Here is a 24,662-nt window from a genome sequence, read left to right on the forward strand (position 1 = left end):
CACTACTCGCTATGAAATTTAACGATATGTTGAAGAAAAAGAAGAAAGAAAATACGGATAATACTGAAAATATAAACGAAGTGAACAACGAGCAATTACATGATGAAGGGCAGGAACAAGCCCCGGTAGCAGAAGCTACAGCCACAGAAACCCAACAGGGAACTGCCGCTGCCCCAACTGCCGAAGAAAAGTTGAAAGACGAGCTGGCACAGGCTAATGACAAGTACTTGCGTTTATATGCCGAATTTGATAACTTTAGAAGGCGTACCATTAAAGAACGCGAGGAAGCCCGCAAAACTGAAGGTAAAGATGTAATTGTGGCTTTACTACCTGTACTTGACGACTTTGAACGCGCGCAACGCGCCATGGATAAGGCTACCGAAGTGACCCCGGTTAAAGAGGGCGTTACTTTGATCCAAAACAAGCTAAAAAATATACTTGGCCAAAAAGGCCTGAAAGAAATGACATCAATAGGCAATGCCTTTGATGCCGACCTGCATGAAGCTATCACCAATATTCCGGCACCTACTGATGACCTTAAAGGCAAGGTAATGGACGAAATGGAAAAAGGTTATACCCTGAACGACAAAGTGATCCGCTTTGCTAAAGTGGTTGTAGGAGCGTAACTGATTTCGGATTTGAGACTTTCAATTTCGGATTTATCCGGATGTGATAGTCTATCCTGATCTTACACAATATTAAATAATTATAAATCCGAAATCTGAATTTCGGAATCCGAAATTTTTAAAATTATGGCTAAAAGAGATTATTACGATGTGCTTGGGGTTGCGAAAGGCGCAAGTGCTGATGACATAAAAAAAGCATATCGTAAAATGGCTATTAAATATCACCCTGATAAAAACCAGGGCGATAAGGAAGCGGAAGAAAAGTTTAAGGAAGCTGCCGAAGCTTATGAGGTACTAAGCACCCCCGAAAAACGTCAGCGTTATGATCAGTTTGGTCACGCAGCCAACGCTTCATCGCCAAATGGTGGTGGTTATGGTGGCGGTGGTATGAATATGGACGACATATTTAGCCAGTTTGGCGATATTTTTGGTGGTGGCAGTCCGTTTGAAGGTTTCTTTGGCGGCGGCCGTCAAAGCGGTGGCGGCGGCAGGCGTGTAGCCCGCGGCAGCAACCTGCGTATCAAAGTACGCTTAACCCTTGAGGAAATTGCCAACGGCGCCGAAAAGAAGATCAAAGTAAATAAACAGATCATCTGTAAAACCTGCGATGGCAGCGGGGCTAAAGACAAATCATCGTTCCAAACTTGCAAAACCTGCGGTGGTTCAGGAGCGGTACGTAGAGTAACCAATACCATTTTGGGTCAGATGCAAACTACCAGCACCTGCCCTACCTGCAACGGCGAAGGTTCAACCATACTGTCAAAATGTAACGTTTGTCATGGTGACGGCGTGGTTCGCGGTGAAGAATTGATCACCATCCAGGTGCCTGCAGGTGTTAGCGAAGGTATGCAGTTGAGCATGAGCGGTAAAGGTAATGCAGCTCCACGCGGCGGTGTGCCCGGCGACCTGATCATCCTGATTGAAGAGGTACCTCACGAAACATTAAAACGTGATGGCAATAACGTGATTTATGATCTGCATGTAAACTTTGTTGATGCAACTTTAGGCACATCTATTGAAGTACCAACCATTGACGGTAAAGCTAAAATAAAAATTGATCCCGGAACACAAGGGGGCAAAATACTACGCCTGAAAGGTAAGGGTTTACCGGAAGTAAATTCATATCACCGTGGCGATCAGCTGGTGCATATTAACATTTGGACACCAAAAGCGTTAAGCCGCGAGGAACGTGAGATCCTGGAAAAACTGCAGGGTTCTCCTAACTTTAAACCCAACCCCGGTAAAAACGAAAAAAGTTTCTTTGAACGGATGAAGGAATATTTTGAATAGTATTTTCTTTAGGTAAAAGGATAAAGGCGAAAGCTGAAAGGTATATGCAAAGCCCGGAGTTGTTATGACTTCGGGCTTTTTAGTTTAAAGAAAGTTGAAGCGTAGACGCCGGACTTGCTTTATAAAATGCCCGCCTTTTCCAACTCCGCCTGCATCTGTTGCTGCAAACTCAGCGCTTCTGCGCGGGCAGCGTCGGCAAAATCTTCGCCATTACTTGCATATAATATAGAACGCGACGAGTTTACGATAAGGCCGCAATCTTTAGTGATGCCGTATTTGCAAACTTCTTCAAGGCTTCCGCCCTGTGCCCCTACTCCGGGTACTAATAAAAAATTATCGGGCGCATATGCACGGATGTTAGTAAACTCGGTGCTTTTGGTTGCGCCTACTACATACATGATCCTGTCGGCGCCGGCCCAGGTGTTAGCCTTTTTAATGACATTTTCATATAAGTAACCATCGCCGGTTTGCAGGTATTGAAAATCCTTACTGCCAACGGATGATGTTAGGGCTAAAATAATAACCCATTTACCTTCGTAAGCCAGGTATGGTGTAACACTATCGTTACCCATATAAGGCGTAATGGTAATAGCATCAAAGCTCATCCCGCCCGATTGTTCGTCAAAAAATGCTTTGGCGTATTTGTCTGATGTATTGCCGATATCGCCCCGTTTAGCGTCAATGATGCTTAAACAATCTTTGGGCAGGTATTTATAGGTATCAATTAAGCTTTGTAATCCTTTTATACCATAGGCTTCGTAAAAAGCGGCATTAGGCTTATAAGCTATACAGAGATCCTGCGTAGCATCAATGATGCGTTTGTTAAATTCAAGTATAGGATCGGGATACGATTTTAAAAACTCAGGGATCTTATTAATATCGGGATCAAGCCCAACACATAAAAACGATTTCTTTTTTTGATTTGTTCAATTAACTCCTGGCGGGACATCATCAGCGGCTGAATAATATTTTAATTGTCAAAAAAACTAAAAATTTGGCTTATGTGTTCTGATATAAGTGATATTTATTTAATTAATTTGAAATTAAAGAATAATTGTTTACACTTGCATCGTTTTCCATTGAATTTTTCTTGCACTAAAGAAACAATTTAAATCACCACGCTTTTTATTATCACTTTACATAATACTTGCATGGGTTTGGATGTTTACTAAAACAAGGTTTCAAGATCAATTTCTTTCAATTATAGCCTCATATGTTTTTACATGTGGTCAAGCTTTAACACTTGCATAGAAATTTTTGCCGTTTGAAAACAAATTACAATTAAAAAATCCCATTGAACTATAATTCATATCATGTCTGATAAAATTGAATTGAACGACAAACTCGTTTCTGAGTTGCGCGAAATTGCCAGAAATTTAGGTATTGCTGAGGCCGACGAACTACGTAAAGCTCAGCTTGTTGCCCGTATTATTGAACAACAACAGCTTATTGAAGCCGCCAGGGCCCAACAAGATCTAATTGAATCAAACTATACCCCTACACCCGCGCCAGGCGAAGCGCCTGCTGAAACAATTGAAAAGCCCCGAAAAAGAACCCGTGTTATAAAAACCAAAGATTCATCAAAACCGCGTATAGAGGTTCCTTTAGATGATACCAATCTTTTTGATGCGCAGGATGATGAGCCGTCACAGGATGATCCGGAAACTGAAATTCCTACTGTAAGCACAGAAACGGAAGCGCCGCAAGCCGGTGAAACAGTTACCCGTACAGAAGAAGTTGTTCCGGAAGCCCGCCCGCAAAAATTTGAGCGCAGGGTTAACAGCAACAACCAAAACCAGCAAAAAGCGCAGGAACCGCCAATCAATCTCGATTTTGATAATGTTATTGTAAATGAGGGTGTTTTGGAAATTATGCCTGATGGTTATGGCTTCCTTCGTTCATCTGATTATAACTACCTTACTTCTCCTGATGATATTTACGTATCACAATCACAGATAAAACTATTCGGCCTTAAAACAGGTGACACTGTTAGGGGCAGCATCCGTCCACCGAAAGAAGGTGAAAAATACTTCCCGCTGGTACGTGTTGAGGCCATTAACGGCCGGATCCCGGCCGAAGTGCGTGACCGAGTTCCTTTTGATCACTTAACACCTTTGTTCCCTTCCGAAAAACTGAGCCTCTTCACCGATCCGAACAACTATTCAACCCGCATCATGGACCTGTTTTCGCCTATTGGTAAAGGTCAGCGTGGTTTGATCGTGGCACAACCAAAAACAGGTAAAACAATGTTATTAAAGGATGTGGCAAATGCTATCGCCAAAAACCACCCCGAAGTATACCTTATTATATTGCTGATAGACGAACGTCCGGAAGAGGTTACAGACATGGCCCGTAGCGTACGTGCCGAAGTTGTATCATCAACCTTTGATGAGCCAGCCGAGCGTCACGTAAAAATTGCTAACATTGTGCTTGAAAAATCAAAACGTATGGTAGAGTGTGGTCATGACGTAGTGATCCTTCTTGACTCTATCACCCGTTTGGCACGCGCTTATAATACTGTCGCCCCCGCATCAGGTAAGATATTATCAGGCGGTGTTGATGCTAACGCTTTGCACAAACCTAAACGATTTTTTGGTGCCGCCCGCAACATTGAGGATGGCGGTTCATTAACTATCATTGCTACAGCGCTTACCGAAACCGGCTCAAAAATGGACGAGGTTATTTTTGAAGAATTTAAAGGTACCGGTAACATGGAGTTACAACTGGATCGTAAATTATCGAATAAGCGTATTTTCCCGGCTATCGACATTACAGCTTCAAGTACCCGCCGCGACGACTTACTGCTTGACCGTGACACGCTTCAGCGCATCTGGATTCTCCGCAACCACCTTGCTGATATGAATTCGCAGGAATCAATGGAGTTTTTACAAGCTCAAATTAGGGGCACAAAAACTAACGAAGAATTTCTGATTTCGATGAATTCGTAATATTTTAGCGATAATGAAGTTATAAGTAAGTAGAATATTATTTGTAACTTCATTATTACTTAATAAATTCCTGATAATTTCGATGGCGAAATGAAGAGACGCGTCAAAAAACACCTTCCAAATGCTATTACCTGCGCCAACCTTTTTAGCGGTTGTATAGGTATAGTTTTCGCTTTCCAGGGTAACCTCATAGTGGCTGCTTATGCCATTTTTCTTTCCTCAATATTTGATTTTTTTGATGGCCTTGCATCAAGGGTTTTAAACTCTTATTCATTTATAGGCAAAGACCTCGATTCGCTGGCCGATATGGTAAGCTTTGGCGTATTGCCATCGGTGATCATGTACGAACTATTTTTACAGGCTCCGCAATTAGACGGCATAAGTCACCTGTTAAACTTCGTTGCATTCCTTTTACCGGTATTTTCGGCATTGAGGCTTGCAAAATTCAATAACGACACGCGGCAATCAGATAGCTTTATCGGCTTGCCAACACCAGCAAACGCCATCCTTATAGCATCGCTGCCTTTAATAGTACAACAGTACGATGCTTTGGCGCATTACATTTTAAATCCTTACTTTCTAACGGTTCTGGTTTTAATAATGTGTACGCTACTTGTATCCGAAATACCGCTCATGTCGCTTAAATTCAAGAACCGCGACTTTAACAAAAACATTTTCCGTTATTTACTGCTCTTGTTTTCGGCAATACTCATACTATTTTTTAAATTTGTGGCCGTTCCGGTGGTTATATTTATTTATATCACCTTATCTCTAATTCAAACAAAACTCACAAATGACAAAGTTCCAGGCTGAAATCGACGTAATGCCAAAAAAGAAATACTTGACCCACAAGGAAAAGCAGTAACCGGTAGCATGAAAAACCTTGGCTTAGCCGAAATTCATAACGTGCGCATTGGCAAACACATTACGCTTGAAATAGAAGCCGAAAATGCCGAAGCTGCCAGCGCCAAAGTTGACCAGGCCTGCAAAAACCTACTGGCCAACCTGATTATGGAAAGCTATACTTTTAAAATATCTGAAGTTTAGGTGAAAAGCGAAAGGTAAAAGGCCAAAGGTTTCTTATCTCTATAAAACAACTAAAAACTTTATAAAATACAAAAGGCAAAAGGGAAACCTCTTGCCTTTGTTTTTTATATCTAAGCGGCGAACCTTTCACCTTTCACCTTTCACCTTTCACCTTTCACCTTTCACCTACAAATTAGCTTCCTTCTCGGCTTTAATTTCCTTTAAAGTGATGAGGTTTGCAGATACCATACTGTTTACCTGGTTAAATTTTTCAACTATTTCGGTTGGGTTTTGACCGCCGGCTTTACAGGCCAGCTCAACTTCCTGTATGGTAGCCTGGCTTATGGGCATACCAAAAAAACCGAGGTTAGGCTTTAATTTATGAGCTGCCTGGGCTGCTAAAGCCCAATCCTGGTTATTTAATGCATTGCTGATCGTATTAAGTAGATCGGGCGATTGCTCAAGGAACATCCCAATCGAGTCAACAATAAAATCGTCACTACCGTCGGCGATCTCGTATAAAAAAGAAAGATCAAGATCCTGTTCTGGTGAAATATCTGCCATTATAAAAGCTTTGTGTTTATTCAAAAATATGCTTTTTTACGATTAAGTTATCCTTTAGTTCTTGCTTTAGCTGCAAAATATTTTTTTGAACACAGGATGAACAAGGTTAGGTGCTATCTCGGCCAGGGGGATCAGCGTAAAACTGCGTTTATATAATTCGGGATGTGGCACTACCAGGTTAAAATCATGGATCACTTCATCGCCATAAAACAAAATATCAATATCAATAATGCGCGATCCCCATTTAACCTCCCGTTTACGGCCCATTTGTAATTCGATACCCAATATTTTTTCCAACACATCCTGCGCCGAAAGCTCAGTTTGGAGCATCAGCACCTGGTTTAAATAGTCGGGCTCATCGGTTTTACCCCACGACTGGGTTTCATAAACCGATGATATCAATTTAACCGGAGCAATTTGGGCCGAAACAGATTCAATTACCTGCTGCAGAAACAATTCGCGGGTGCCAAGGTTGCTCCCAAGCAATAAAAAAACATCAATCATGTTGTAACAAATATAATGGAAACCGCTCTTAGCATTATACGGCTCCTTATTACTAAGTTTGCATAGTTAAAAAGATTTATAACATTAATGAAACAATTCTTCAAATTCGTTCTGGCCACTATTGTAGGGGTAATTATTTCGGGTATAATAATAGGTGTTGTAGGAGCGGTTCTTGTTATCGGCCTTATTGCATCCGCTGGCAGTGATAAAACTGTAGACGTTAGCCCAAACTCTATTTTATACATGTCGCTTAAAAATCAGATCACCGAGCGAACACCAAACAATCCCCTTGCCGGTCTGGATTTTTTGGGTTTGAATGAAGATAAATCAATCGGCTTAAATGATATCCTGGCTGATATTAAAAAAGCCAAAACCGACGATAATATTAAAGGCATATACCTTGATGAGAGTTATATGACCGCCGGCCAGGCCACTACCGAAGAGATCCGCAACGCACTTATCGACTTTAAAAAATCAGGCAAATTTATTGTAGCCTACGCCGAAGTATATACACAGGGCTTTTACTATCTGGCATCAGTAGCCGATAAAGTTTATATTAACCCAAAAGGTATTTTTGAGTTTCACGGCTTTAGCTCTCAAACCACTTTCCTGAAGGGTGCACTGGACAAATTAGGCATTGAAGCACAGATCATTAAAGTTGGTACCTTTAAAAGCGCTGTTGAACCGTTGTTCCTTACCAAGATGAGCGATGCTAATAAACTACAGGTAACCTCATATCTTGGTTCACTGTACAATCATTTTTTAACCGGCATCAGCAAAAGCCGCGGCCTTAACAGGGATTCGTTATTCACTTATGCCGATAATATGCGTATTCAATTTCCTGAAGATGCATATAAATTGAAGCTGGTTGATGGCTTAAAATATAAAGATGAGATCCTTAACGACTTAAAAAGGCGCACTGGTACCGATTTAAAAGACGATTTAAAAAGCGTTGACCTTAGGGATTACGCCAAAAGCAAAAATGATGATTCGGACGATAAGGAGGATGATTCATCATCTAAAAACCGGATTGCTATAGTCTATGCATCAGGTGATATTACCGGTGGCGATGGCGACGACAACAGTATCGGTTCCGAAACTATTTCGAAAGCATTACGCAAAGCTCGTTTAGATGATAAAGTTAAAGCTGTGGTATTGCGTGTAAATTCGCCGGGCGGCAGCTCACTGGCATCAGACGTGATCTGGCGCGAGGTGAAACTCATCCACGAAAAAAGCCGATCATTGTTTCTATGGGTGATTATGCTGCATCGGGCGGTTATTACATTTCATGTGCAGCCGATTCGATCATTGCCCAGCCTAATACTATTACCGGTTCTATCGGCATTTTCGCCGTATTGCCAAACATGCAAAAACTGTTTAACGATAAACTGGGTGTAACCTTTGATGGTGTAAAAACCGGGAAGTATGCAGATTTGGGCGATATTAGCCGTCCGCTTAGCCCCGACGAGACGCCTGATATTACAAAACAGCGTAAACCGTGGTTATGACGAGATTTACCAAAGCAGTGGCCGAAGGCCGCGGCAAAACACAGGCTTACATTAACAGCATTGGGCAGGGCCGTGTTTGGACCGGTGAGCAAGCCCTAAAAATTGGCCTGGTTGACCGTTTGGGGAATATCAACGATGCTATCACTTCAGCTGCCAAAAAAGCTAAGATCAAAACCTATAATATTGTAAGTTATCCCGAGCAAAAAAGCTTTTTCAACAAGGTGGGCAGCGGCTTAAGCGCCGAAGTACAAACCCGCATGGTGAAAAACGAGCTTGGCGAAAATTACCGTGTTTATCAGCAAATAAAAGGGATCACCCAAATGATGCGCACTCCGCAAGCCCGCCTTCCTTACGATTTGGTGATCAAATAATATTTCATTAATACATTAATTTTGATTGTGAAAAGCTGCCCGATTTGGGTGGCTTTTTTTATTTTTAGAAAAAACTTAAACCATGAAATATCCATTGGATTTCTATACTTCATAAAGTCAGTTTTATGTTTATGACGAGTACTCTCCCGGCCAAACTGACTCTGCCAGTTTTTGGACAAACGAAGCTTACGAAGATAGATTAGCTATTGAAGATGGCGTGTTAGGCATAGGAACGGAATGTTATGGCCCGATTAAAGCTGAACTTGAAATTTTGGAATCAGCGAATAACATTGTAGATTTTTCCAGTTTCGATCACATTGTTGAAGCTGGCATTGACATAAAATCCGGGGTAATTCAAATACTTAATTGCCCGGATTGGACAGTGCAGATAGAATTACACACTGCACCCGGAACTTACAGGGTTAGAATATATTCTTCAAACCTCGCTTCCGTTTATGGCGATGAAGGTGATGATTTCTATCGAATAGAGATTTGGCCCAGTGAAAATATAGAAAGAACGGTTTTAAAAAGACATTCACGTTAATCCCTATCCTCTCTTCAAATAAGCATTCGGCACATTTTTCGGTACATAATCAATTCCGTAAGCATGCTTTATAAGCAGGCTAACTACCTCCATAATAGCCTGCTCCCTGCGGTGAAATTGAGGCAATGAACCCATCATAGCATAGCTTATCGGGTTTACTGCCGGAATAAACGTTTCCCATTCGTATCCCCTGCCCCATATCAATCCTTTAACGCTGTACAACAAGTCTGCACAATTTTGTAACAGAAAATGAAGCATATCAACAGAACTATTTCCGTTTTGATTAACCGTATGAATAATAGGTGTATGTCCGCCGAAACCATGCTCATCATAAGCAGCTTTAGCGTTTACATCTGCGCCATGTTGTAAAAGTATTTTGGCACAGGCAAGGCTGTTATATTCGGCACAAAAATGCATTAATGTACCGCCGGTTAAAGGAGTATAGGTGTTATTGTATAAAAAATAGGTTTTGCTAACAGCATATGGATCTGTCGTCAAAGCCTGTTTTAACATTGCCTCATCATGGGCTAAAACGGCCAGTAGCGGCTCGTCGTGATACTCAAGTCCGGCGTCAATAAAAGCCCGTACACAATCCTTAAACCTGGGACCGCGGGCATACATTTCAACCATCATGGTAAAAACCGGCATTCCGTCATGAACTTCGTTCGGGCTGCCCCCTTTATTAAAATACGCTTTGATCTCATCAACTGAGTGGGTTTCTGCAGCGTAAAGGATGTCGTTGTAGTTGGGCATGATCTTCTTTTTATTAAAGTTAAACAATCAAAGAACTACTTATCAGATAATCTGGAATCTCGCAGAGATGTAAAACCGATAAGCTTCCTCAAACTTATTGCAGCATCACCGTGCCTTAAAACCTCTCTTTACAAAAACAAACCCACCATCTAAGCTGTCATTACAATGGCTTTTTGTATTTTTACCGCCTCATTGTAATTATGGAAAATAAACCCATAGCCCGTACACTTCGATTACTTTCGCAACTCATGGAACTCCATGAAGTTAATCCATTCAAGATCAAATCGGTAGCTAATGCAGCTTTTAAGGTTGATAAGCTCCCTTCCCTATCGCCGGTAAAAAACTGGATGAACTGGAAAAGATTGATGGCATTGGCAAAAGTATTGCCGGCAAAGTTGCTGAGTTGCTTGAAACCGGCACCATGACCGAGCTGCAGGATATGTTGGATAAAACCCCTGCCGGTGTGGTTGAAATGATGGGTATCAAAGGCATCGGCCCCAAAAAGGTAGCTGTCATCTGGAAAGAGTTGGGCATTGAAAATACCGGCGAGCTTTTTTATGCCTGCAATGAAAACCGACTGATCGAGGCTAAAGGCTTTGGCCTTAAAACGCAGGAAGAGATCCGTAAAGCTATCGAGTTCAGAATGGCGAGCAATGGTAAGTTTCTTTTTGCCCAGGTTGAGAAGGAAGCCAACGAACTGATGGATGAGGTAAAAGCCATTTTCCCTGATGCGCTAAAACACTTCGCAGGCGAATTCAGGCGTTTGAATGAGATCATCACCGAAATTGTGATCGTAGTAGGTAGCCTTAACCATGATATTGCTTACGATGCGCTGGTGAATTCAACTATACTTTGTAACGTAAGCAAAAATAAAAACCATATCCAGGGCGAATTGCAAAATGGCTTGCTGGTTGATATTGTTTGTGTTGATAAAGCTGATTATTACAAAGAACTATTCATCAATACCGGTACTGACGATCATGTACAGGCCGTTTTCGACAGGATTAATGTACCGGTCGAACAGCCCGAAACTGAGGAAATGATCTACACCAAGGCCGGCTTAAGCTGGATGCAGCCCGAACTGCGTGAAGGTACCCTGTTTATTGAAAAAGCTGAAAAAGACGAGCTGCCAACGCTGATCAACTGGCACGATTTGAAAGGCACGCTCCATAACCACAGCACCTGGAGCGATGGCGTAAACACCATTGAAGAAATGGCCTTATACTGCCGGGATACCCTAAAACTGGAATACCTGGGCATGTGCGATCATAGTAAAAGCGCCTTTTATGCCAAGGGACTGAGCATTGAACGTGTGCTACAGCAACACGAAGAAATTGATGCCCTTAATAAAAAGCTCGATGGCTTCCATATTTTTAAAGGCATAGAATCGGATATTTTGTACGATGGATCGCTTGATTATCCGGAAGAAATTCTGCAAAAGTTTGACTTTATTGTCGCCTCTGTACATTCCATCCTTAAAATGGATGAAGAAAAAGCTACATCAAGGCTTATTACCGCTATCGAGAATCCGTACACTACCATATTAGGCCACCCTACCGGCAGGCTTTTGCTTAGCCGCGGCGGGTACCCTATTAATTATAAAAAGGTGATAGATGCTTGCGCGGCCAATAACGTAGTTATCGAGATCAACGCCAACCCATTGCGGCTCGATCTCGACTGGCGCTGGCACCAATATGCTTTGGATAAAGGCGTTATGCTTTCCATAAACCCCGATGCCCACCGCATTGAAGGTTTTACAGACATGCATTACGGCATCCTGGCAGCCCGCAAAGGAGGTTTATATAAGGAGATGTGCATGAACGCTATGTCTTTAGAAGAAATCACTAAAGCATTTGCTGTTAAAAGAGGTTAGAGATTAGAGGTTGGGGATCAGAGATTAGCTGATACGCCACCAATGAACTATTGAACTAATGAGCTAATGAACAATCTAAAAGATAAAGTACAATCCATACAGGCAGCAGCCAGCAAACCGGCAATACTGGTAATTGGCGACCTGATGGTTGACCATTATATATGGGGAGATGCCACCCGCCTTTCGCCCGAGGCTCCTGTACCTATTGTAAATGTAAAAAACGAAACCACTACATTAGGTGGTGCCGGGAATGTGGTTCAAAACCTGGTATCATTAGGTGCAAAAGTTATTGTTGCCGGAGTAATTGGAAACGACCAGGCTGCGGGTGAACTGATCAAAATCCTGACCGACGAAGGCGTTGAAACGGACTCTATTATTAAAGATAGCAACCGCCCTACCACAGTAAAAACCCGCGTTGTTGTTGGCAGCCACCAACTGGTACGTGTTGACCGTGAAGTTACCGACGAAGTATCGGAGCCTATTGCCAACGAGCTTATAAGTAAGCTAAGCAGTTATATTGACAACGCAGATATGGTACTTTTATCGGATTATAACAAAGGTCTTTTTTCACCGTTTTTAACGCAAGGCATTATCAGGGCGGCCAATGCTAAAGGCAAAAAAGTGATCATCGACCCTAAAGGGCTTAATTACGAAAAATACAAAGGCGCTTTTATCATTAAGCCTAATCGCAAGGAATTGTCTGAAGCTGCTAAAACCGATAAGATCAACTCGATAGAAAGCCTGCAACAGGCCGGCAAGGTAATTTTTGAACAAACCGGGACCCAATATATAGTAGTTACCTTATCCGAAGAAGGTATGGTAATACTGAATGAAGAAGGCTATCAAAGTTTACCGGTAAAGGCAACCGAAGTATTTGATGTAACCGGTGCCGGCGATACTGTACTGGCCACCATGGCATACTTTATGGCAGGAGGTCTGAATATTGAGGATGCCTGCGAATTGGCTAACCATGCCGCTGCTATAGTGATTCGCCGTGTAGGTAGCGCAACAACCACTGTAGATGAGATAATTGAAGATATATTAAAAGGCGAAAGGTGAGATAGAGGTGAAAGGCCAAAGGTTAAAGGCGAAGGGTTTGAAATGTGCTTGCCCTAACCAACCAATGAACTAATGAACAAGTGAACTAATGAACCAAAAGATATTAAACGAACTTAAAGATCACCAGGATACGCTGCAAAGGGTAATTGATACGCTTGGCGGCGATATCGAGATAGCCTGTGATATGATTACCTCAACCATAAAAAAAGGCAATAAAGTATTACTGGCTGGCAACGGCGGTAGTGCTGCTGATGCTCAGCATATTGCAGCAGAGCTTACCGGGCGTTATGTAAAAGATCGTAAACCCTTGCCGGGCATTGCATTAACAGTTGATACTTCGGCGCTTACATCTATTGCCAATGATTACGGCTACGAACATGTATTTTCACGCCAGTTGGAGGCATTTGCCAAACCGGGCGACTTGTTCATCGGCATTTCGACCAGTGGAAACAGTCCGGGGATCCTAGCGGCATTTGAGTCGGCTAAAAAACTGGAGGCTAAAACATTAGGCCTTTCGGGCAGGGATGGCGGTAAAATGAATGGTCTTTGCGAGCTGAACATTATCGTGCCGTCAAACATTACCGCGCGTATCCAGGAAATGCATATCCTTATCGGGCATATCCTGTGTACCGCCGTTGATGACCTTTTTGATTAAACAGTACCGTAGAGACGCATCACACGCGTCTTTCTGATAATATACAAAGACACATGTGATGTGTGTTTACAGGAAAAACAAATGAGGACAGGCTTCGAAAAAACCCTTCTTGATAAAATAACAGATCAACCGTCGCTACAGGCACAGATCAAAAACTGGCAAGCTGAAGGCAAAAAGGTAGTGTTCACCAATGGTGTTTTTGACCTGCTGCACATAGGCCATCTCACCTACCTGGCCAAAGCGGCCGAACTTGGCGACAAGCTGGTGATCGGCCTTAATGCAGATAGTTCGGTTAGGCGCATCAAAGGCCCAACCCGGCCGGTAAATGATCAAAACAGCCGTGCAGCACTGTTGGCGGCTTTATTTTTTGTAGATGCCATCGTTGTTTTTGAGGAAGATACCCCTCTTAATTTGATCAGCTCCCTTCTGCCCGACATACTGGTAAAGGGAGCCGATTATGCGGTTGAAAACATCGTAGGCGCCAAAGAAGTGATTGCAAACGGAGGCGAGGTTAAAACCATTAATTTTGTTGAAGGATATTCATCCACTTCTATAATCGAAAAAATCAGGAACCAGATTTCCTGAACTTGATAACAACATGAAGATACTGGTGATCCGCTTTAGTTCAATGGGTGATATAATTTATACCACGCCTGTTGTACGTTGCCTCAAAAGGCAGGTCGCCAATGCCGAAGTCCATTTTTTAACTAAACCGGCCTTTAAATATATTTATGATAATAACCCTTACGTTGATAAGCTGCTATTATTAAAACCTTCTTTAGCAGATACCATCAACGAAATTGAGGCCGAAAAGTATGATCACATCATCGATCTGCATAACAATCTCCGCACAAGCATTATCAAGCTACGTGCCGGTATTAAAGCATCAACTTATAAAAAACAGCCGCTTTTAAAGTGGCTAAGTTTAAAGTTGAAACGCAACCTGGTAAGTAAAGAGCATTTGGTTGACAGGTATTTAAAAGCTGTTAAGTTTTTAGGTGTGGTTAATGACGATAAGCCTATCGATTATTATATCAAAGCCCAACACGATATAACTAAATTACTACCGGTTAGACATCAGCATAGCTATGTTGCTTTTGTAATAGGTGCAACACATTTTACCAAGCGAATGCCTAATTACAAGATCATTAGCATTTGCAGGCAGCTTAATTTACCTGTTTTGCTATTGGGCGGCAATGATGTAAAAGCAAATGGCGATGAAATAGCTGCGGCAGTTGGTACTTCAGTTTATAATGCCTGCGGAATAACATCACTTGATGAATCGGTTTTCCTGGTATCGCGCGCAAAAAATGTAATTGGTTTTGATACAGGTCTCACACATATTGCAGAAGCGTTTAATGTGCCTATAGCCTCGGTTTGGGGTGGCACCACACCCGATTTGCTGGGGGTTTGGCCTTATAAAGTAAAAGAAACACTGATTGCCGGTATTGAACTATCCTGCCGTCCCTGCTCCAAATTCGGACTTGAAAAATGCCCGCTCGGACACTTTAAATGTATGAACGATATGCCAGAAGCTGATATTGTAGACTTCTCCAATCTTTAATTGCGGGTGTGACCTTGCCTAAGTCATACTTACAAATCCACAATTGTTAATATTTCACCAAAAAACATCAGATACCTTTTAATGTTAGTGTATTTGTATACTTTTGTGTATTAACTTAAATCCCTTACACGATGAAAAAAACATTACTAAGCCTGTGCCTTTTAATGGCATCCTTTGCATCATTTGCACAATTACCTACTGTTGGTTTTAAAGGAGGTGTAAACTTCGCAACGTTACACGCTACAGTTGACGGGGTTAGCGGCTCCGGTAATTCGGGCAGCTTAACCACATTCAACGTAGGCGCTTTTGTCGATTTTAAATTTGGCAACGTATCATTACAACCAGCCTTAAACTTTACCGGTAAAGGCGGATCATCAAGTGTTTCTTTTGATGGCGAAGCAAACTCTGGCGGCAAAGTAAAACTCTATTACCTGCAAGTTCCGGTAAATGTTGTGTACCACGTGCCTGCGGTAGTCGGTGACTTTTACCTTGGTGCCGGCCCTTACCTTGGTATGGGTGTTTCCGGCAAAGCAAAAGACAACAGCGGCAATTCTGAAGACATTAAATTTGGCAGTGGCCAGGACGAAATCAAAAGAACCGACGCGGTTTAAATGCTATTGTTGGTTTTAAATTCAAAACCGGTTTCCTGATCAATGCTAATTATGATTGGGGCCTTACCAACATCACCAACGTTGATGGCATCAAACTTACAAACCGTGTTTTCGGTATTTCAGTTGGTTACGCGTTTTAATTAACCTGGTGAAAAATTGATGCAGGCTTTGCCTGTCTTTTATTATAAGGAGAAGCAACAGCTTCTCCTTATTTATTTAGTATTATTGGAAACTTATTACAAATGTCTCACGTTATAATCACAAAACCGTAACATTATAAACCGATCGGTCAGCCGTTTAAAATCATGAAAAAGTTATTATTAATACGCCACGCAAAAGCTACCCATGAAAGCGGTTATGTTGATTTTGACCGGCCTTTAAAACAATCAGGTATGCAGGATGCGGTTTTAATGGCCACCCTTTTAAAAGGACAATTACAAATTCCTCAAATTATTATAACCAGTCCGGCACTTCGTACCAAAACTACTGCCGAAATTTTTGCCAACCAGTTTAAATTACCGGCTCCCGGGGAAGACAAAAGAATTTACGAAGCCAGCGAAAACTCCTGGGTTAAAGTGATTAATGGCCTGCCCAATGAATATGATTATATAGGCGTAGTTGGGCATAACCCTGGCGTAAGCCAAATACTATATTACCTCACCAGCCAGTTAAAAGAGATGCCTACGTGTGCTGTAGCTATCATTACTTTTGAAAACGATACATGGCAATCTATCAGCGAAGAGGATGGGAAACTGGTACACTTTGATTCACCGAAGGGGTAGCGGAGAAGCCCGAAAGTCAGAGAAGTCAGTAAGTAAACATTATTTAGGGCGTAAAAGTCTCCCATCTTTCGAACTTCCTTTACATTCGGACTTTCCAACTCCTTACAAATCTTAATTTGCACGATACATTTTCCCAGGAAGCGAACTGATATATCCCTGCATCTCCATAGTAAGCAAATTCATAGCGAGTTGGCTCATAGGCATATTAGCCCGCAGGGTTAAATCATCAATAGCAACGGGCGTATTGTTTTGCCGTAATATATCCATGATCAGCCGTTCATCGTCCGATAGATCAAACGGCAGCATAAATTGCTCAACAGGTTTACTTACATCATTCTTTTCCCAACCTAAACTATAAGCCAGATCAGCAGGGCAGGTTAGCAGGCTCGCTTTATTATTGCGAATCAGGAAGTTACATCCTTCAGAAAATTCATCACCTAATCTGCCCGGAAAAGCAAAAACATCCCGGTTATAGGAGTTGGCAATTTCGGCCGTGATGAGCGCACCTCCTTTTATACTGGCTTCAATTACCACGGTTGCATCGGCAATACCGGCAACTATCCGGTTTCGTTGCGGAAAGTTTTCCCTGTCGGGATTAGTGCCTGAAGGGTATTCGGATAATAAGCCGCCGTTTTCGAGCATTTTATCAGCGGTACCCCTATTTTGAGCAGGATAAAGCCTGTCGAGCCCATGGCCAAGTACACCGATGGTTGGCACATTTAGCTTTACACATTCTTTATGTGCCGCTACATCAATGCCATGCGCCAAACCACTTACTATTAATACATTATATTGCTGTAACTCCTCAACTAACTGGCGGCATAATTGCCTGCCATAATCGGTCGCATTACGGGTGCCCACTATACTAATAATGTGTGGCGGGTTAAGATCCATTTTACCCTTTGCATAAAGTAGCACCGGTGAATCGTGGCAGTTTTTCAAGCGTTTAGGATAACGGGTATCGGTGTAAAAAACAACGTCGATGTTATGCTCTTCTATAAACTTCAGCTCCCTTTCGGCTTGCCTTAAAGCATCGTCAAAATCCCATTTTACAGCGCGCTTCTCACCTATTCCCGGGATCCTGGTCATCTTTTCGGGCGATGCGTTAAACACTTCTTCCACGCTGCCAAGATACGCGATCAGTGACTTAGCCGCTACCGGCCCGAGGTTTTTAACAAAAGATAAAGCTACTTTATGGAGTAATGACATTGGGTTTAGACATGCAGATTACAGCCTTGCAAATTATGAATATTCGGGCGATTTGCAAGCAGGACCTGTTATTTGCAATGCAATAAATAAAGTCTGGATATCATACTCACCCCTAAAACATATACCTTTCGTTATTTAATTTGCACATCTGCACAGCCCTAATCTGCACATCTATTAAAAAACTACAAAAATAGTTTGCAAACTATAAAAATAGTTCTACCTTTATCTAACTATAAAAATAGTTTGCTATGCATATCAAAGAACTAACCAAAGCCGAAGAGCAGGTAATGCAGATCCTTTGGCAACTGAAAGAAGCTATTGTTAAAGATATTATTGAAGAAATGCCTGAGCCTAAACCCGCTTACAACACGGTGTCGACTGTGGTAAGGGTATTGGAAGGCAAAGGCTTTATCGACCATAAGGCCTATGGTAACTCGCATGTTTACTTCCCGCTCATCAGCGACGCGGAGTACAAAAAATTCACTTTTGATAAGATGATGAAAAACTATTTCAGCAATTCATATCAAAGTTTGGTATCCTTTATTGTGGATGAAAAGAACATCAGCGTAAAAGAACTGGACGAACTAACATCATTAATTGATAAACTTAAAAGCAAACAACAATGAACTGGCTATATTATTTGCTTGAAGCAAACTTGTACCTATGCGTATTTTATGCAGGGTACTGCCTGTTTTTAAATAAGGAAACACACTATACCTTAAACCGTATATACCTGTTATTGAGCTGTGTGGTTTCATTTGTATTACCCGTTGTACAAATTGGCTGGCTAAAACCGGTTGAAACTGTAACCAAAACAATCGTTATCATTCCTCAAACGGCTTACCAAACAACAGTGCAAAAACTTACCGTGCGGCAAACATTAACCTTTAACGATATTTGGGTTTACGCCTATATACTTGGTATAATAGTACTTACCACAGTACTATTTATCAGGCTTTATCAATTGGTCAAATTAACAAAGGCCACCAAAACCCTGGTTGATGGTAAGTATAAACTCATCAATATAGAGGGATCAAACACCGCCTTTTCCTTCTTTAACTACCTTTTTATTGGCACAAAAACCCAGGCTAATAATATCATTATCAGGCACGAGCTGGTTCACATTCGTCAAAAACACTCAGTTGATATTGTTTTTCTGGAGCTGATCAAGATCATTAATTGGTTTAATCCGCTGGTTTATTTATTGCAAATCAGCCTGAAAACCATCCATGAATATATAGCCGACGAGCAAACTGCCGCGCAGGAAAGTGATGCCTTTAGCTATTCTGTCGTTTTTGGTAAGCAATGCTTATGGGTTAAACGGCTCGCCCCTGGCGCATTCATTTTTCAATTATAACTTATTAAAAAAGAGGATAATTATGTTAAACCAAAAACGTTCGGGGAAATTAGCCAGGCTAAAATACCTCGTGGCCGTACCCATATGCGCCGGCCTGCTTTGTGCATCAACCCTGGTATTCAGTAAAACTTATGGTTTTTTCGATCTGATGCCCCAACAGGAAATTGTTAATAAAAAGCTGGCCAATACGCATATAGCCCCCGCCGACACTGTAAAAGTAGACCCAGTCCGAATAAAAAAAGCAGATGTTACTTCCAAAGGTTTTAAATACGAAGAAACCGGTTACCTTGTTAATAAAAAAACCGATTTCAGGGTAATTATTACCGAAAAGAACGGCGAGCAAAAAGAATACTATAAAAGCAAAGCTACCCCGGAAGAGCTGGCTACACTGAAAACTAAATACGGCTATACATTTCCTAAAATGTTAATTTATCCAAAGCTTCCACCACCTCCGCCTGCTCCACCCGCAAACAGCAAAAAACCAAAAGTTATTGATGTAAAGCTGCCACCTCCGCCACCGCCTGCAAATCCGGAAAAGATAAAGAAAGCACCTAAAGTGGTAGAGGTGACACCGGTTACCCCGGCAGCACCGGCAGGTCCTGTACCAGCAGTTACAGAGCGCGTTCCGCCGCCACCGCCACCTGCCGATCCATTTCAGAACCTGTATTCGTATGTTGCAAAACACGTTCGCTATCCTTCAAAGGCACGCTTAAACCATATTTCGGGAAGAGTGATCCTCACCTTCAGTATCGATAACGGGAAAATAAACAATGTAAACATTATCAGAGGTGTTGACCAGGAAATTGACAATGAGGTGCAGCGGGTAGTGAATGATTTTGATGGCAACCTTAGTGTAAAATCAGGTTACTATAATATACCTGTAACTCTATCATTGGTAGATGCCCAGGATAAAAAATACGCTTATACCCCTGCAAAACTATATGCTCAGGCAAATACATCCGCCGCTAAACTTTCAACTACTCTTCGCGAAGTTGTTGTTTTAGGCTATGACCCCCTGACTGACAATAAGTAAATAAAAAGGCTTTTAACAAGCTTTTCTAATTGCCGACCGGCCTAAAACCGTCCCGGCAATTTTCTGCGTAAACCCCTCTGTTCTCTTTAACCGCCCTGTTTTACAAATAGCTAAATAATTTCTTTTAGTATCCAAAAATTTGTAACTTAGATATATCCCATCGGGACAATTTCTTTTAAAATATATCTAAAACAAAGCAAACACATTAAATACCGCTTTGTTTAATAAGTACCAATTATACTTCCTGGACCTTACCGTTAGCCTGATTTTGTTCATTTTTAAACCTCATAATATGAAAAAGTTTGGGATCATTTTAGCAATAGTAGGCATTGTGATGCTTATTGCAGGTAATTTTTTTATAAGCATACCATCAATGCGGTAGATAGCTCTGGCAGTTCAATTATTACTACCGGCTTAAATGGCGGATGGACATTTAAACTGCCTGTTTTTGCCGGCGGTGCGTTATTTTTCCTGGGGTTTGTTTTTTGGGCAGCATCACGCACCGACAACCAGCATCATGATCATTTGATATAGAAGTTAAACCGCATTTTATAAATGATTTCTCGCAAAGACGCGAAGGCGTAAAGTGATTTACTTTAACGCAGTAGCGTCTTTATGTGCATATTTATAATCAGAACGGTGGATTACAAATAGATTATCCCTTCACGTATATCACCTGTTTTGTTTCGAAAAACTCCTCTTTAAAGTAATCTTTCAGATGATATTGGGTAACTTTTAAGCCCGATTCTTTGATCTCCTTCTCCAAATCGCCGCCCTTTAAATACAGGATACCGTTGGGTAATTTGTTATTCGATTGCTTGTTGAATTTACCTTTTACCCATGGATAAAAATCCTTTAATTGGGTAACAGCGCGTGATACTACAAAGTCAAATTTATCCGCAATTTGTTCGGCCCGCAGGTGTGATGCTTTCACATTTCTGAGGCCTAAGGCTACAGCTACTTCCGTAACAACCTTGATTTTTTTGCCTATCGAATCAACCAAATGAAATTGTGTTTCGGGGAATAAAATAGCCAGTGGGATACCAGGAAAGCCCCCACCGGTACCCACATCAAGCACATTTTCGCCCGGTAAAAAAGCAATTACTTTGGCAATCCCAAGCGAGTGGAGCACGTGACGTTCAAATAAAAGATCAATATCTTTGCGGGAAATTACGTTGATCTGGCTGTTCCAGTGTTCATATAAAGCAGGCAATTTTTCAAATTGCTCACGCTGTTCGGCACTTAAATCAGGAAAATATTGTAGAATTATTTCAGATGTCATCCCTGTTAAAACGGTTAATAATATTGCCAAGCAGGTACCTTGCCCTAAATAATTGCGCCTTTACCGTCCCTAAAGGGAGGTCGAGTTGCTGAGCTATTTCTTCGTACGAAAGCTCATCAAAATAGCGTAAGGTAATCAGGTTACGGTAACGCGTCGGGAGGCTTTCAATTAATGATCTTAGCTCCTGAGTTTGTTGTTTTTTGATAGATGTTTCTTCGGGGTTAAGGCTGTCAGCCTTAATTTGCAGCGGTTTTTCATCCCCTTCGTCGTCCATCATGCCGTGAATTGACATGGTACTTAGTTTCTTTTTGCGGATAAAATCGATGCAATTGTTAGTTGCTACCCTGAAAAGCCAGGTGCTAAAAGCAAAATCAGGCTGGTATTTTTCAAGTTTTTCAAATGCCTTGGCAAACGTTTCAACCGTTAGGTCCATTGCATCTTCTTTGTTGTTTACCATCTTAAGCACCATGAAATAAATCGAATCTTTATAACGGTGCATCAAATCGGCATAGGCTTTTTGATCTCCCTGCCTGGCCTTCACTACCAGGTGAAAATCATTCTTTGCGTTCTCGGTAAAGTTGGCGTTTATTTCCATTGAGTAGTTTTTAAAAAGGTACCGATCAATCCAAAAACATTTAAATATGTATAATATAATAGGTCAAAAAAGGGGAGATACCACCAAAGGTCTTTGCCATTAAGTTTTTTAAATATACGATTATAAATGGCCATTTGTAATATCAACCTAAAAACGTACAAACCTAATGCCAGTAACGGCTCATATCTCAAAATAAGGAATAATATCAATAAAATATAGAATATAAACCCGCTAACTGCATCAAAACTAAGCATACGCCTGTGCTGGTTTTTATACAGTTTCCCTACCCCCATGTGTCGCTTTTTTTGTTTAAACCATGATTTAAAAGTGGTTTTAGCCTCTGTAAACATAAATGATTCGGGACTCAGTTCAACCACTGTGTTATCAGGAGTAGCATGCTGGTTAACAAACAGGTCATCATCGCCTGATATTACGTGCATGTGCGAAGCAAAACCTTTTGCACTAAAAAATAACGTTTTTGTATAGGCAAGGTTGCGGCCAATACCCATATAGGGGTCGCCGGTTAACGCGCCCGACAGGTAACTGGTTGCTGTTTTTATGGTTTCAAAGCGGGTAAAAGCATTAATAAAACCACCTTTTTTATAATAAGGAGAGTATCCCAAAACTATTTGCACCCCGCTTGCAAAATTGGCTGCCATACGGCTTATCCAGTTTTCGGAAGCTGGCTTACAATCAGCATCGGTAAATAAAAGGTGTTCATTTTTTGATGCCTTGATGCCTAAAGTAAGGGCAAACTTTTTACCGGTTTTAAAGCGGTCATGCTCGGTAATGGTAACAACTTTAAGGTGGGCGTATTTTTTTGCATGGTTTCAAGCACCTCGTCGGAAGTATCAAAAGAGCAATCGTTGATAACAACCACCTCAAAATCAGGATAGTTTTGTTCCAGTATCGATGGGAGATTTTCCTCTAAGTTACGGGCTTCGTTGCGGGCGCTGATAATAACAGAAATGGGGATTAAGACTCTGGGCGGCGGCCCTTCGGCGGGTTTATGGCCTGCAAGGCGGGTATGCCTGCTTACCAGGTAATATAGCTGAACTATAAAACAAAGCTGAAAAAGAATAAAAAGCGCGTCGTGTAAGTACGTTTCCAAACAAAAAAAATAATGAGGCAAATTTGTTAAAAATCAATGAAATTAAGGCTCACTATCAGCGTTAATTTGAAGTTTAATGTACTCTTATTTAATCTCCCTTAAAATAAAATTACTTTAATTAACATGGTTTTAATATTCAGCACGTTTATAAATAGCTTTTATCCTGCCGCCGTTTTGGAAAGGACGGGCATGAGGGTTTTTTTGCTAATTTTGCAACCCTAAAATGAAATTTAACTTAACAGCACAAGACCCGCTTTCAAAGGCCCGCGCCGGCGAGATCACTACCGACCACGGTACCATACAAACCCCTATTTTTATGCCCGTAGGCACTGCCGGCACTGTAAAGGCGGTGCACCAGCACGAGCTTAAACAGGATATTTCGGCGCAAATTATATTGGGTAACACTTATCACCTATATCTGCGTCCTGGTTTAAATACACTTGAAAGCGCCGGAGGACTACATAAATTTAATGGATGGGACGGTCCCATCTTAACCGATAGCGGCGGCTACCAGGTATATTCATTAACCGAAGTACGCAAAATAAAAGAGGAAGGGGTTACGTTCCGCTCGCATATTGACGGATCAAAACATTTGTTTACTCCAGAAAATGTAATGGACATTCAGCGCATAATCGGCGCCGATATTATCATGGCGTTTGATGAGTGTACCCCCTATCCCTGCGATTACAACTACGCAAAACGATCGATAGAAATGACCCACCGCTGGCTGAAACGTTGCTGCGACAGATTTGACAGCACCGGGCCAAAATATGGCTACAGTCAAACACTTTTCCCAATTGTACAAGGTTCGGTATATAAAGATTTGCGCGTACGATCTGCCGAAGTAATAGCCTCATATGAGCGTGAAGGTAATGCCATAGGCGGCCTTTCGGTCGGTGAACCGGCCGAGGAAATGTATGCCATGACCGAAATTGTATGCAATATATTACCGCAGCAAAAACCGCGTTACTTAATGGGGGTAGGCACGCCTGTAAACATTTTGGAAAACATAGCTCTGGGTATTGACATGTTTGATTGCGTTATGCCAACCAGGAACGCGCGCAATGGCATGCTTTTCACCAAAAACGGCATCATCAACATCAAAAATGAGAAATGGAAAAACGACTTTTCGGCCATTGAGGATGACAGCGATCTGTTTGCCGACAGGGATTACAGTAAAGCTTATTTACGTCATTTGATCCACTCTGGCGAGATGTTAGGCGCTCAAATTGCCACCTTGCACAACCTCCATTTTTATCTATGGCTGGTTAAAGAGGCGCGAAAAAAATCATTGCGGGTGAGTTTTACGACTGGAAAAGCATGATGGTAAAGCGCCTTGGACAGCGTTTATAATAACTCATAAAATCAAAAGAAATCTCCAGGAAAAACATGGAAAT

General features: G+C 41.6%; 28 protein-coding genes and 2 pseudogenes. 21 read left to right on the plus strand and 9 right to left on the minus strand.

Going from position 1 to position 24,662, the window contains the following annotated elements:
• Nucleotides 1-11: 11 nt before the first annotated feature.
• Nucleotides 12-626: a nucleotide exchange factor GrpE gene (locus ACQ86K_RS20150; RefSeq protein WP_223266176.1), complete on the plus strand. Its 615-nt coding sequence runs from the start codon at nt 12-14 to the stop codon at nt 624-626.
• Nucleotides 627-752: 126 nt separating this feature from the next.
• Entirely contained in the window at nt 753-1,916 is a 1,164-nt protein-coding gene (gene dnaJ / locus ACQ86K_RS20155; protein WP_090526554.1) for a molecular chaperone DnaJ, read from the plus strand.
• Between the two features lie 119 nt (nt 1,917-2,035).
• Here dnaJ and pyrF read toward each other — a convergent pair whose 3' ends face one another.
• Entirely contained in the window at nt 2,036-2,794 is a 759-nt protein-coding gene (gene pyrF / locus ACQ86K_RS20160; protein ID WP_431200899.1) for an orotidine-5'-phosphate decarboxylase, read from the minus strand.
• A 435-nt stretch (nt 2,795-3,229) separates the two neighbouring features.
• Here pyrF and rho point away from each other — a divergent pair, with 435 nt between their 5' ends.
• From rho to purS, 3 genes are all read left to right on the plus strand, one after another.
• Nucleotides 3,230-4,864 (plus strand): transcription termination factor Rho, encoded by a 1,635-nt coding sequence (gene rho / locus ACQ86K_RS20165; RefSeq protein WP_091162306.1) that lies wholly within the window; start codon nt 3,230-3,232, stop codon nt 4,862-4,864.
• Between the two features lie 90 nt (nt 4,865-4,954).
• Nucleotides 4,955-5,677: a CDP-diacylglycerol--serine O-phosphatidyltransferase gene (gene pssA, locus ACQ86K_RS20170; protein ID WP_091162304.1), complete on the plus strand. Its 723-nt coding sequence runs from the start codon at nt 4,955-4,957 to the stop codon at nt 5,675-5,677.
• Between the two features lie 60 nt (nt 5,678-5,737).
• Entirely contained in the window at nt 5,738-5,911 is a 174-nt protein-coding gene (purS, locus tag ACQ86K_RS20175; protein ID WP_431198626.1) for a phosphoribosylformylglycinamidine synthase subunit PurS, read from the plus strand.
• 165 nt (nt 5,912-6,076) lie between these two features.
• Here the strand turns inward: purS and ACQ86K_RS20180 are convergent, their stop codons facing one another.
• Entirely contained in the window at nt 6,077-6,454 is a 378-nt protein-coding gene (locus ACQ86K_RS20180; protein ID WP_091162301.1) for an Hpt domain-containing protein, read from the minus strand.
• A 66-nt stretch (nt 6,455-6,520) separates the two neighbouring features.
• On the minus strand, nt 6,521-6,958 hold the full coding sequence (folK, locus tag ACQ86K_RS20185) for a 2-amino-4-hydroxy-6-hydroxymethyldihydropteridine diphosphokinase (RefSeq protein WP_431198627.1): 438 nt from the start codon (nt 6,956-6,958) through the stop codon (nt 6,521-6,523).
• A 414-nt stretch (nt 6,959-7,372) separates the two neighbouring features.
• Between folK and ACQ86K_RS20190 the strand changes: the two are divergent.
• The 4 genes and pseudogenes from ACQ86K_RS20190 to ACQ86K_RS20205 all read left to right on the plus strand — a co-directional run.
• Nucleotides 7,373-7,816, plus strand: a pseudogene (locus ACQ86K_RS20190) (S49 family peptidase); the annotation flags it as partial.
• Nucleotides 7,817-8,208: 392 nt separating this feature from the next.
• Nucleotides 8,209-8,466 (plus strand): S49 family peptidase, encoded by a 258-nt coding sequence (locus ACQ86K_RS20195; protein ID WP_431198628.1) that lies wholly within the window; start codon nt 8,209-8,211, stop codon nt 8,464-8,466.
• A complete protein-coding gene (locus tag ACQ86K_RS20200) occupies nt 8,463-8,837 on the plus strand; it encodes a S49 family peptidase (RefSeq protein ID WP_431198629.1) in 375 nt (124 codons plus the stop codon). Before ACQ86K_RS20195 ends, ACQ86K_RS20200 begins: the two co-directional genes overlap by 4 nt.
• A gap of 217 nt (nt 8,838-9,054) precedes the next feature.
• A complete protein-coding gene (locus tag ACQ86K_RS20205; RefSeq protein ID WP_091162295.1) occupies nt 9,055-9,381 on the plus strand; it encodes a hypothetical protein in 327 nt (108 codons plus the stop codon).
• 3 nt (nt 9,382-9,384) lie between these two features.
• On the opposite strand, the gene ACQ86K_RS20210 is transcribed toward ACQ86K_RS20205, so the two are convergent.
• Complete coding sequence (locus ACQ86K_RS20210; RefSeq protein ID WP_091162293.1) at nt 9,385-10,134, minus strand: ankyrin repeat domain-containing protein; 750 nt, start codon at nt 10,132-10,134, stop codon at nt 9,385-9,387.
• A 200-nt stretch (nt 10,135-10,334) separates the two neighbouring features.
• Here ACQ86K_RS20210 and ACQ86K_RS20215 point away from each other — a divergent pair, with 200 nt between their 5' ends.
• From ACQ86K_RS20215 to ACQ86K_RS20250, 8 genes are all read left to right on the plus strand, one after another.
• Complete coding sequence (locus ACQ86K_RS20215; RefSeq protein ID WP_431198630.1) at nt 10,335-10,559, plus strand: helix-hairpin-helix domain-containing protein; 225 nt, start codon at nt 10,335-10,337, stop codon at nt 10,557-10,559.
• Nucleotides 10,538-12,007, plus strand: a complete 1,470-nt coding sequence (locus tag ACQ86K_RS20220) for a DNA polymerase/3'-5' exonuclease PolX (protein WP_431198631.1) — start codon at nt 10,538-10,540, stop codon at nt 12,005-12,007. The genes ACQ86K_RS20215 and ACQ86K_RS20220 overlap by 22 nt, the downstream gene beginning before the upstream one ends.
• Nucleotides 12,008-12,073: 66 nt before the next feature.
• Nucleotides 12,074-13,066, plus strand: a complete 993-nt coding sequence (rfaE1, locus tag ACQ86K_RS20225) for a D-glycero-beta-D-manno-heptose-7-phosphate kinase (RefSeq protein ID WP_091162290.1) — start codon at nt 12,074-12,076, stop codon at nt 13,064-13,066.
• An 88-nt stretch (nt 13,067-13,154) separates the two neighbouring features.
• On the plus strand, nt 13,155-13,721 hold the full coding sequence (locus ACQ86K_RS20230; protein ID WP_091162288.1) for a D-sedoheptulose 7-phosphate isomerase: 567 nt from the start codon (nt 13,155-13,157) through the stop codon (nt 13,719-13,721).
• 81 nt (nt 13,722-13,802) lie between these two features.
• Nucleotides 13,803-14,306: a D-glycero-beta-D-manno-heptose 1-phosphate adenylyltransferase gene (gene rfaE2, locus ACQ86K_RS20235; RefSeq protein WP_091162286.1), complete on the plus strand. Its 504-nt coding sequence runs from the start codon at nt 13,803-13,805 to the stop codon at nt 14,304-14,306.
• Nucleotides 14,307-14,319: 13 nt separating this feature from the next.
• Nucleotides 14,320-15,285, plus strand: coding sequence for a glycosyltransferase family 9 protein (locus tag ACQ86K_RS20240; protein ID WP_091162284.1), 966 nt, complete (start codon nt 14,320-14,322; stop codon nt 15,283-15,285).
• Nucleotides 15,286-15,416: 131 nt separating this feature from the next.
• The gene (locus ACQ86K_RS20245) at nt 15,417-15,896 is read left to right on the plus strand and encodes an outer membrane beta-barrel protein (protein ID WP_431198632.1); all 480 of its coding nucleotides are present in this window, start codon (nt 15,417-15,419) and stop codon (nt 15,894-15,896) included.
• Nucleotides 15,897-16,201: 305 nt separating this feature from the next.
• Nucleotides 16,202-16,678, plus strand: coding sequence for a SixA phosphatase family protein (locus ACQ86K_RS20250; RefSeq protein WP_091162280.1), 477 nt, complete (start codon nt 16,202-16,204; stop codon nt 16,676-16,678).
• A gap of 111 nt (nt 16,679-16,789) precedes the next feature.
• On the opposite strand, the gene dprA is transcribed toward ACQ86K_RS20250, so the two are convergent.
• Nucleotides 16,790-17,887 (minus strand): DNA-processing protein DprA, encoded by a 1,098-nt coding sequence (gene dprA / locus ACQ86K_RS20255; RefSeq protein WP_431198633.1) that lies wholly within the window; start codon nt 17,885-17,887, stop codon nt 16,790-16,792.
• Between the two features lie 248 nt (nt 17,888-18,135).
• Here dprA and ACQ86K_RS20260 point away from each other — a divergent pair, with 248 nt between their 5' ends.
• The 3 genes from ACQ86K_RS20260 to ACQ86K_RS20270 are packed head-to-tail and all read left to right on the plus strand — an operon-like array spanning nt 18,136 to nt 20,277.
• The gene (locus tag ACQ86K_RS20260; protein ID WP_090526521.1) at nt 18,136-18,513 is read left to right on the plus strand and encodes a BlaI/MecI/CopY family transcriptional regulator; all 378 of its coding nucleotides are present in this window, start codon (nt 18,136-18,138) and stop codon (nt 18,511-18,513) included.
• A complete protein-coding gene (locus ACQ86K_RS20265; RefSeq protein ID WP_431198634.1) occupies nt 18,510-19,244 on the plus strand; it encodes a M56 family metallopeptidase in 735 nt (244 codons plus the stop codon). Before ACQ86K_RS20260 ends, ACQ86K_RS20265 begins: the two co-directional genes overlap by 4 nt.
• 22 nt (nt 19,245-19,266) lie before the next feature.
• On the plus strand, nt 19,267-20,277 hold the full coding sequence (locus ACQ86K_RS20270; RefSeq protein ID WP_431198635.1) for an energy transducer TonB: 1,011 nt from the start codon (nt 19,267-19,269) through the stop codon (nt 20,275-20,277).
• A 655-nt stretch (nt 20,278-20,932) separates the two neighbouring features.
• Here the strand turns inward: ACQ86K_RS20270 and rsmG are convergent.
• From rsmG to ACQ86K_RS20290, 4 genes are read right to left on the minus strand one after another with little or no spacing between them, the layout of a single operon-like run.
• Nucleotides 20,933-21,559, minus strand: a complete 627-nt coding sequence (rsmG, locus tag ACQ86K_RS20275) for a 16S rRNA (guanine(527)-N(7))-methyltransferase RsmG (RefSeq protein ID WP_431198636.1) — start codon at nt 21,557-21,559, stop codon at nt 20,933-20,935.
• Complete coding sequence (locus ACQ86K_RS20280) at nt 21,549-22,154, minus strand: RNA polymerase sigma factor (protein WP_090526513.1); 606 nt, start codon at nt 22,152-22,154, stop codon at nt 21,549-21,551. The genes rsmG and ACQ86K_RS20280 overlap by 11 nt, the downstream gene beginning before the upstream one ends.
• Nucleotides 22,145-22,945 (minus strand): glycosyltransferase family 2 protein, encoded by an 801-nt coding sequence (locus ACQ86K_RS20285; RefSeq protein WP_431200900.1) that lies wholly within the window; start codon nt 22,943-22,945, stop codon nt 22,145-22,147. Before ACQ86K_RS20285 ends, ACQ86K_RS20280 begins: the two co-directional genes overlap by 10 nt.
• Nucleotides 22,894-23,265, minus strand: a complete 372-nt coding sequence (locus tag ACQ86K_RS20290; RefSeq protein WP_431198637.1) for a glycosyltransferase family 2 protein — start codon at nt 23,263-23,265, stop codon at nt 22,894-22,896. The genes ACQ86K_RS20285 and ACQ86K_RS20290 overlap by 52 nt, the downstream gene beginning before the upstream one ends.
• A 223-nt stretch (nt 23,266-23,488) precedes the next feature.
• Here ACQ86K_RS20290 and tgt point away from each other — a divergent pair.
• Nucleotides 23,489-24,618: pseudogene (gene tgt / locus ACQ86K_RS20295) on the plus strand (tRNA guanosine(34) transglycosylase Tgt).
• Nucleotides 24,619-24,662: the final 44 nt, after the last annotated feature.

Origin of the sequence: Mucilaginibacter sp. P19 (assembly GCF_050632265.1) — a bacterium.
GTDB classification, from domain to species: Bacteria; Bacteroidota; Bacteroidia; order Sphingobacteriales; family Sphingobacteriaceae; genus Mucilaginibacter; species Mucilaginibacter gossypii.

What these genes read in the sequence shown, in the direction of transcription:
- folK (WP_431198627.1), bottom strand. Translation starts at nt 6,958, where the DNA reads ATGATTGATGTTTTTTTATTGCTTGGGAGCAACCTTGGCACCCGCGAA.
- rfaE2 (WP_091162286.1), top strand. Translation starts at nt 13,803, where the DNA reads ATGAGGACAGGCTTCGAAAAAACCCTTCTTGATAAAATAACAGATCAA.
- rsmG (WP_431198636.1), bottom strand. Translation starts at nt 21,559, where the DNA reads ATGACATCTGAAATAATTCTACAATATTTTCCTGATTTAAGTGCCGAA.
- ACQ86K_RS20215 (WP_431198630.1), top strand. Translation starts at nt 10,335, where the DNA reads ATGGAAAATAAACCCATAGCCCGTACACTTCGATTACTTTCGCAACTC.
- ACQ86K_RS20265 (WP_431198634.1), top strand. Translation starts at nt 18,510, where the DNA reads ATGAACTGGCTATATTATTTGCTTGAAGCAAACTTGTACCTATGCGTA.
- ACQ86K_RS20245 (WP_431198632.1), top strand. Translation starts at nt 15,417, where the DNA reads ATGAAAAAAACATTACTAAGCCTGTGCCTTTTAATGGCATCCTTTGCA.
- ACQ86K_RS20200 (WP_431198629.1), top strand. Translation starts at nt 8,463, where the DNA reads ATGACGAGATTTACCAAAGCAGTGGCCGAAGGCCGCGGCAAAACACAG.
- ACQ86K_RS20270 (WP_431198635.1), top strand. Translation starts at nt 19,267, where the DNA reads ATGTTAAACCAAAAACGTTCGGGGAAATTAGCCAGGCTAAAATACCTC.
- ACQ86K_RS20210 (WP_091162293.1), bottom strand. Translation starts at nt 10,134, where the DNA reads ATGCCCAACTACAACGACATCCTTTACGCTGCAGAAACCCACTCAGTT.
- ACQ86K_RS20180 (WP_091162301.1), bottom strand. Translation starts at nt 6,454, where the DNA reads ATGGCAGATATTTCACCAGAACAGGATCTTGATCTTTCTTTTTTATAC.
- rho (WP_091162306.1), top strand. Translation starts at nt 3,230, where the DNA reads ATGTCTGATAAAATTGAATTGAACGACAAACTCGTTTCTGAGTTGCGC.
- purS (WP_431198626.1), top strand. Translation starts at nt 5,738, where the DNA reads ATGAAAAACCTTGGCTTAGCCGAAATTCATAACGTGCGCATTGGCAAA.
- rfaE1 (WP_091162290.1), top strand. Translation starts at nt 12,074, where the DNA reads ATGAACAATCTAAAAGATAAAGTACAATCCATACAGGCAGCAGCCAGC.
- dnaJ (WP_090526554.1), top strand. Translation starts at nt 753, where the DNA reads ATGGCTAAAAGAGATTATTACGATGTGCTTGGGGTTGCGAAAGGCGCA.
- ACQ86K_RS20230 (WP_091162288.1), top strand. Translation starts at nt 13,155, where the DNA reads ATGAACCAAAAGATATTAAACGAACTTAAAGATCACCAGGATACGCTG.
- ACQ86K_RS20250 (WP_091162280.1), top strand. Translation starts at nt 16,202, where the DNA reads ATGAAAAAGTTATTATTAATACGCCACGCAAAAGCTACCCATGAAAGC.
- ACQ86K_RS20260 (WP_090526521.1), top strand. Translation starts at nt 18,136, where the DNA reads ATGCATATCAAAGAACTAACCAAAGCCGAAGAGCAGGTAATGCAGATC.
- dprA (WP_431198633.1), bottom strand. Translation starts at nt 17,887, where the DNA reads ATGTCATTACTCCATAAAGTAGCTTTATCTTTTGTTAAAAACCTCGGG.
- ACQ86K_RS20280 (WP_090526513.1), bottom strand. Translation starts at nt 22,154, where the DNA reads ATGGAAATAAACGCCAACTTTACCGAGAACGCAAAGAATGATTTTCAC.
- ACQ86K_RS20195 (WP_431198628.1), top strand. Translation starts at nt 8,209, where the DNA reads ATGGGTGATTATGCTGCATCGGGCGGTTATTACATTTCATGTGCAGCC.
- ACQ86K_RS20150 (WP_223266176.1), top strand. Translation starts at nt 12, where the DNA reads ATGAAATTTAACGATATGTTGAAGAAAAAGAAGAAAGAAAATACGGAT.
- pssA (WP_091162304.1), top strand. Translation starts at nt 4,955, where the DNA reads ATGAAGAGACGCGTCAAAAAACACCTTCCAAATGCTATTACCTGCGCC.
- ACQ86K_RS20240 (WP_091162284.1), top strand. Translation starts at nt 14,320, where the DNA reads ATGAAGATACTGGTGATCCGCTTTAGTTCAATGGGTGATATAATTTAT.